The sequence below is a fragment of the Streptomyces sp. SID3343 genome (assembly GCF_009865215.1).
Classification (GTDB): Bacteria; Actinomycetota; Actinomycetes; order Streptomycetales; family Streptomycetaceae; genus Embleya.
In genome coordinates this window covers 1-6668 of the sequence record NZ_WWJX01001333.1, presented here as the reverse complement: position 1 = coordinate 6668, position 6668 = coordinate 1, and the positions used below count along the sequence as shown (strand labels likewise).

Sequence of the window (6668 nt, the reverse complement as noted above, 5' to 3'; positions counted from 1 at the left end):
CGCCGCGCGAGCTCGCGCGGTCTGCATGTATGACTATCCGTGACGAGCTTGCGGCGCAGCGTTGTCGCGATCTAGCGTTCGCGACAACGAACAACCCCGGCCGGTGTAACAGCACCGAACCGGGGTCTGACCAACGAGATCACGAAAGAGTAAGAGATCCCATGGCTGGTGAAGACTTTAACGCTCCCCCGCGCGCACAGGCGCATCCGATGGCCAATCCGGGTTACGGCAAACGCTCCGTTCCGGACCAACCACCGCGCCGCAGAGGCGACTTCGCACACCTGCCCGAACGTGAGGCGTACATCGCCGCCTATGTCGACCGCTTGCCCGACGGTGCCGCGATGGACGCCAAGACACTCGCCAAGGCGCTTCCCCGCCACGGGCAGCAGGCCGTACGGTCAGCGCTCACCGCGCTGTCCGTCGCCGGCCATCTACGACGCGTCCGCGAGGTCGTCGGTGGCGATCAGACGCGGTGGGTGTATCGAACGTACTTCTCGCGCATCGCCTGTGACGACGCCTGGTGGGCCCGCTTCCTGGCCGACGATTCGCCGAGGACCATCCCACCGGCCGCCTTCGAGTCTTCGGTCGTCACGCCGTTCGTCACACCAAAGCCCGTCGCGGAAGCGGTCGTTCGCGGATCCGGCAAGACCCGACCCGCTGTCGCACACGCCCCCGACCCCGACCCCGCGCCCGCCCACGTCCCCACCCCCGCCCGCGCCCCCGCGCCGAACGAGAAACAGCCGACGCAACAGCCCGCCGCCACTCCGGTCGGCGACGATCGTGTCCCCGACCGCCCACGCTCGGCCGCCTATGAGGCTCTGGCCGAGCTCGGCCACGTCGATGCCAGGTTGACTCTCTCGGCCGCCGATTGCGCCGCCTTGGAGGAGCTGGCCACCGAGTGGCTGACGCGCGGAACCACCGCACAGCAGCTCGTCCTTGCGCTCACCTCGGGCCTTCCCGACCGAGTGCACTCTCCGGGAGCCTTCACCCGCAAGCGCCTCGTGGAAAAGCTGCCACCCGAGCCCGCCCGCGCTGCGGTCCCGGAGCCGGATCCGGCCAAGCCGGTCCGCCGCCTGATGGAGTGCACCGGATGCGCCGTGCCCGGACGACCCGAGGCACTACCCGGCGGCCTGTGCAGCACCTGCCGGCACGAGCAGCCCGCCGCCCCCGCCACCGCACTTCCGGTCCACGAGGTCCGGCGACGGGTACAGGAGTTGCGCCGATCGCTCCGCACCCGACCCGAGACCCTCCTCGCCACCTGAGCGGCGTCCTGCCGCAAAGCTCACCGCGTGCCCCGACGCGCGCCGCAGCGGCACGTACGTTCCCGCCTGGTGCCGTGGCTCGGGCCGCTGCGCCGGACGGAGCCCAGGATCGCGGTCACGGTACGGAGCACCCCGCACGTTTCGCGTAGCCGTCGACCAGGGCCCGGAATATGGTCTCGACGCGGTCACCCCTGCGGACACCGTCGGGCCGGGCTTGGACCCACTCCGCCGAAAAGGTGAAGACCGCGGGACGGCCCGCGCAGGTGCCTGCGGTCCAGGTCGAGTCGGACGCTCCCCCACGGGCCCGGCTTTCACCGGGCTCGGCGTCCAACGGCGCGTACGCGCGCAACGCCCCGCTCACCACCGTGAACCGGCTCTCCGGCGACAGGAAATTCGACCCGCCCAGTTGACAGGTGTAGACGAGGTCGTTTCGAGGCGTCTCCATCCACGCCTGTACCTGTTCGGCCTCGGCAGGCGTAAGCAGGGTTGCCGGAGCCAGACCGCAGAGCCCTCCCGTGTCGATGGGACGACTCGTATAGCCGGCGGCCTTGCGGAGCCGCCGCGCCTCACGTGGATCGCCCTTGCCCTTCCACAGGTCGGCCGACCACGCCTCGTCGGCCGCGGGCAACGCGGGTTCGGGCAGTGACTCTGCTCCGCATCCGGCCCGCGCCGAGATCCGGCGGCCCGCGTCGGTGATCCATCGCGCGAGCCGAAGCCGGTCGTCGTCCGCGTCGGTGCCGTTGTTCCAGTTCCCCCGGAAGGACAGGGTCACCAGCACCGGGTCACCGCGGCCCACCTTGGGACAGGGCAGGACCAGCCAGCCCTCGCCCGGCCCGGCCATCCCCTCCAGGCCAGGGCCCAGCGGGAACGAGGTCGCGTCGACCCGACGGGTCACCTGGTAGGCCTCCTCCCGGGCGATCGGCAGCAAATCGGCCCGGACCTCCACGAGTTCACCGAGCCGGCACCACGCGGCGGGAGAGCCCGGACTCGGCGTGCGCCGCACTTCGTCATCGAACTCGGAGACGGCAAACCCGGGCGCCACCGCGGCCGTCGACAGCAGGCCGTCACACAACGTGTCCGGAATCTGTGCCTCCTGCCGGGTGTCCCATGCCTGTTGGCCGCCCACGAGGGCCAGCGTCAGGACCACCACGCCGGCCTGCACCCGGGTCGCGCGCGACCAACGCCGCTTCGCCGAGGGCGACTTCGATGCCGCACCGGCGTTCGTGGGCACGGTCGCGGATGTCGCGGGCGTGCTCCCGGACACCGGTGTCGCGGGTGCACTTCCGCGCTCGGTCCTTGCCTCGCGCTCGCCGGCACGAGACGAATCACCCACATGACCCGATCCTTCGGCGGTCATCGTGCCCCCTCGCTGCGCGTGACGGCGCAGCCGTCGCGTTGAACGATCGCCGCCACCACGGCGGCGTGGTTCGATCGAGTGGGCTCCTCGCCGACCGCCATCGGCCCGCCGTCCGTGCTCAGCCAGACCACGGGTTCGCCGGCACACTGCCCTTCGGTTCGCGCCACAACGGTGGCCCCGTCGACCTTGCCGTCCAGCGGCGGCGCCCAGGCCGCGGTCTTGCCCCGGTAGATCGTGAACGACAGCCCGCGTTCGTCCGGCCCCCCTCGCCGGAGGTAGACGTCACAGGTTTCGATCGGCGCCGGATGCGCCGGAGTCGCCCAACGCACCAGCACAGGCGAGAGGCCCTCGACGGTCGTTCCGTCCCCGGCACCGGGGATGCATCCGGGCTGACCGGTGGGCGGGCTCAAGAACCACCGGGGAGCGGCCACCACGCCGAACTCCGGTAGCGGGTCTCCCCCGCAGCCGGCCCGCCGGGCCACGTTGTTGCCCGTGCGCGCCAACAACCGTACGAGTTCGGTCCGCCGATCGCCGACCTGCGGACCGGTTGGGCTGCCCTTCTCCGACACCGTCACCCGAGCGAGTAGATCGCCGGCCCCCGTCGCACACGGGATCACCGCCCACGCATCGTCCGGACCCGCCATCCCGACGACCTCGTGCTCCAACGGCGCGGCCGAGACGTCCGGCCGCCACGCCCAGTCCGCTGGGGCCTCGCGCAACGGCCCGACCTCGACCCGCACCGAGACCCGCTCGCCGACCGAGCACACGAGCCGATCGGGCCGCGGACCCGATTCGTCCTTGGGCCGCACGGGCTGCCGCCGTACGAAGTCCAGCGGCTCGACATCCGCCGCAGCCACCATCCCCGAACACAACTCCCGTGGAACCTCCGCGAGTTCCCGCGCACGAGGACGGTCCAACTCCTCGTCCCGTTCCCGATGGTCGAGCCACGACCACCCCAGCACGCCGACGCACACCACCATCACCAGCCCGCCCGCCGGCGCCCGAAGAGCACGAACGCGTTTATCAACCACGGGCCCGCCGCGTATTCGTGTCATGTGCTCACTCTCAGGATCCGTCGGATTCTCGGACCGCCGTGATCGCGGAAGTGAAGCCGGTTTGCATGTCGTCCGTGATGAAACTCGCGTCCCGACCGGAGAAACCATTCTGCGTAAGCCACGCATCCACACTGTCCTGCATGGAGCCACTGGCCGCGTCGTATTGCGTCGCGATGTGAATCTCGGCGTTGTCCGCGATTTCCCGCTGAATATTGTCCGTGATCTGCACGGCGATCCCGTTGAAGATACGCTCACCACTGTCGCCCACCCGGTCGGGCAGCACCCCGGTGATCAGGGCACCCGCAGCACTCTGGACCCAGTTGGAGTACTTGTCGACGTCCCGAGACTCGTCCTCCGCCGCCTGCTCGATCTGCGTGGAGAGAGTGGCAGAGAAAGTCCCACGCACCTCGGCATAATTTTTCGCCGCAGCCTGTAGGTCGTCGAGCCGCTGACCCTCCGGAGATTCATTCTTGATCACGGTCATCACCGTGGCCGTATATGCATCCTCAGCGACGCACAAGGGCACTATATTCTTTTCGTCCCCTGAAATTCCCGAAATCGTGCGTATCAGAGCACCTGTGTCGAATTCAGCCAACGGCGTCGCGGAATCCACCAGGGATTGGGCCTTGGCGTTCGGGTTGGACAATTCCAGATGCACCGTCTCGATGTTGCGGGCCAGCATCTGCCCGACGGGCCCCTGCAACTCCTCGGGAACATCCTCCGGCGGATTTTTCCCAAGGACGTTGACCACGTTTCCGACGATCGCCGATGACTCCGGAGTCGGGATGGGCCCACGCGTCGTCAGGTCGATCGTCTGGGCGAACGTTTCCAGGTGTGGCGCCGGCACCCGACTGATGAGGTGTTCGACCCGCCCCGGCCCCTCGCCGCCCGAAAGGAAGGCCGTGGCCGCCGACTGGTCCTTGTTCAGCGCGTGCAGGATGTTGGTGACCGGGTCGTTGTCGGGCCTGCTGTATCGATCGTTGTCGATGGTCGCGTCCATGTCGACGATGCCGTCGGCGACTTGGAGCAGGAACTCCTTGTCGTAGGTTCCCTCCCTCATGAGCAGGGCCAGGCCCTCGTAGCCGGGGGCGCTCGAAGTGTTGGTCGCCGATATGTCGTGCGTCCCGGCCTGCCGAAGGCCCTCCATCCATTCCTTGTCCTGCGCCAGTACGGGACTGGCCCCGGAAAGGGTCTCCCTCAACATGCGCGCAACCTCGGTCTGGTCCTTCGGCTCCAGCAGCGCCTCGCCCTTGGTCAGTCCATCGGTGAGGACCAACAGATCCTTCGGGCCGAGATTCTTCAGGAGACTCACCTGAAAGTTCTGGTCCCCGGCGTTGTCCCAGGTCAACAGGCGAAGCTGCTGTACTTCCTGCTCGGTCAGCCCCGTCGTGTTCACGCGAGCGAGCAGATCGGCGGAACGTCGCGCGTCGGCCGCAGGGTCGGCGCCCAAGGAGTACGCGTTGAAGTCCTTCTTGGGGCCGAAGTCGACGTTGGCTCGCAGTGTGGCGGTGGCCAACGCGTCGGCGTCCGACGCGGCTTGCAGCGCGGCTGTGAGGCGGGCGCCGATCCCCTCGGCCATCGACTGGAGGTTGGCGAACTGGGCGTCGCTGCCGGCCTCCCAACCAATCCCGCCGTCCGGCCGTACGGTCAACCCATTGCGACGCGCCTCGTCCAACGCGGCACGCACGGTTCCCTGCGCCGCGCGCAACTCCCCGGCGGCCTCGCGCACGATCGAGGCCATCGCACCGGACTCCGCGCGCAGGGCGTCGAGTTGGGCACCGACATACCCGAGCAACTCGACCGCGCGCTTGCCGTCCTCACTCTGCCAACCACCGTCCACCAACGGGGCGATGACTTCACGAGCAACGGTGTCCTTGTCGCCGCCCATTGCGGCCGACAGTCGCTCCCAACCCGCCGCGACGCCGTCCAACGCGTCCGGCGAGCACGTCTCGACGTCCTCGATGGATAATCCCACGTATTTCCCCCTTGATGCGAATGTCTGTTCCGACACCCGACTTTGCGCCGGTCAGCCGAAAGACTTCTTGATGTCTTCCTCGGTCGTCTTCCAATGGTCTGCGGCCTTGCGAAGTCGAGCGACCCGCTCTTCCATGTCCTCAACGAGGTGCGACAACTTCTCGCCCCAACGATCGTGCACGTACTGCACGGCCTTGGTGACCTCCAGATTGCGTCCCACCGCGACGTGGTCGGCGCCCTGCAAGGCGGTCCGAGTATCGGCACGAACCTCACCGGTCAATCCCTCGAGCCGGGAAGCAGACGCGTGCAGGATGGCGGGCGTCAGCCGTATACCCGAGCCGCCCCCGCTCCCACCGCCGCCGTTGTCCAGCGTCGAGAGAAGCCCGGTGGTCAGCGGCTCTCTCGGCTCGGCGATCGCCGACGGCCGACTCGCCTCGCCGTCGTAATGCTGCGGATTCAGGACTCTGCCTATGCTCTCGCGCTCGACCATCGGGCCCCCGACTCGAAGGTATAAAAAGGCAACCGAGTAAAGCCACTGCCCGCGCAGTCGCATCGACCGCAGTCTAGCGACGATTTCGGTCGCGCCTCGACCGATAATCACCGCGAATGCGGAGTCGTCTATTCCGTTCACAATCACGGCGTCGAATGCGCGCGACACCCCTGAGCAAACGACTGGAACACACATCGACCGATTCGAGTCAAAACCCCTCAGAGGCCTTCATGCATTCGGAAAACACTTCCTCGCCCACGACATGAATGCGTCGAATCGACGAGGAAGGAGGGGACGACGACCCCGACGCCCGGGGCGGTGGTCGCGAAGACGACGGCGGACCGTACGAGGGCTGCCGAAGTGCGAAAACCCTCGGCCGTGCCCACCGGCAGGCCCGAGGGCGGCTCGCGGTCGGCTCGCGGTCGGGCAGTCGGCACCACGACGGTCGCGGCCGGGGCGGCCGCTGCTCCGCCGACGAAGACCGGCCACGCGCTGCGGCGTTCGGCCGGGACCAGCGACGCGGCCGCGCA

General features: G+C 68.4%; 5 protein-coding genes. 1 reads left to right on the top strand and 4 read right to left on the bottom strand.

Going from position 1 to position 6668, the window contains the following annotated elements:
* Positions 1-209: 209 nt before the first annotated feature.
* Positions 210-1262 (top strand): MarR family transcriptional regulator, encoded by a 1053-nt coding sequence (locus tag GT354_RS42345; RefSeq protein WP_237535998.1) that lies wholly within the window; start codon positions 210-212, stop codon positions 1260-1262.
* A 115-nt stretch (positions 1263-1377) separates the two neighbouring features.
* Here GT354_RS42345 and GT354_RS42340 read toward each other — a convergent pair whose 3' ends face one another.
* The 4 genes from GT354_RS42340 to GT354_RS42325 form a co-directional block, all read right to left on the bottom strand.
* Positions 1378-2493, bottom strand: coding sequence for a hypothetical protein (locus tag GT354_RS42340; protein ID WP_161362150.1), 1116 nt, complete (start codon positions 2491-2493; stop codon positions 1378-1380).
* 122 nt (positions 2494-2615) lie between these two features.
* Positions 2616-3674: a hypothetical protein gene (locus tag GT354_RS42335; protein WP_161362148.1), complete on the bottom strand. Its 1059-nt coding sequence runs from the start codon at positions 3672-3674 to the stop codon at positions 2616-2618.
* 10 nt (positions 3675-3684) lie between these two features.
* Entirely contained in the window at positions 3685-5649 is a 1965-nt protein-coding gene (locus GT354_RS42330; protein WP_161362147.1) for a hypothetical protein, read from the bottom strand.
* A 51-nt stretch (positions 5650-5700) separates the two neighbouring features.
* The gene (locus tag GT354_RS42325; RefSeq protein WP_161362144.1) at positions 5701-6279 is read right to left on the bottom strand and encodes a hypothetical protein; all 579 of its coding nucleotides are present in this window, start codon (positions 6277-6279) and stop codon (positions 5701-5703) included.
* Between the last annotated feature and the right edge of the window lie 389 nt (positions 6280-6668).

Bases quoted from the DNA above. Each gene is read 5' to 3' on its own strand.
- GT354_RS42345 (WP_237535998.1), top strand. From the start codon at position 210: ATGGCCAATCCGGGTTACGGCAAACGCTCCGTTCCGGACCAACCACCG.
- GT354_RS42335 (WP_161362148.1), bottom strand. From the start codon at position 3,674: ATGACACGAATACGCGGCGGGCCCGTGGTTGATAAACGCGTTCGTGCT.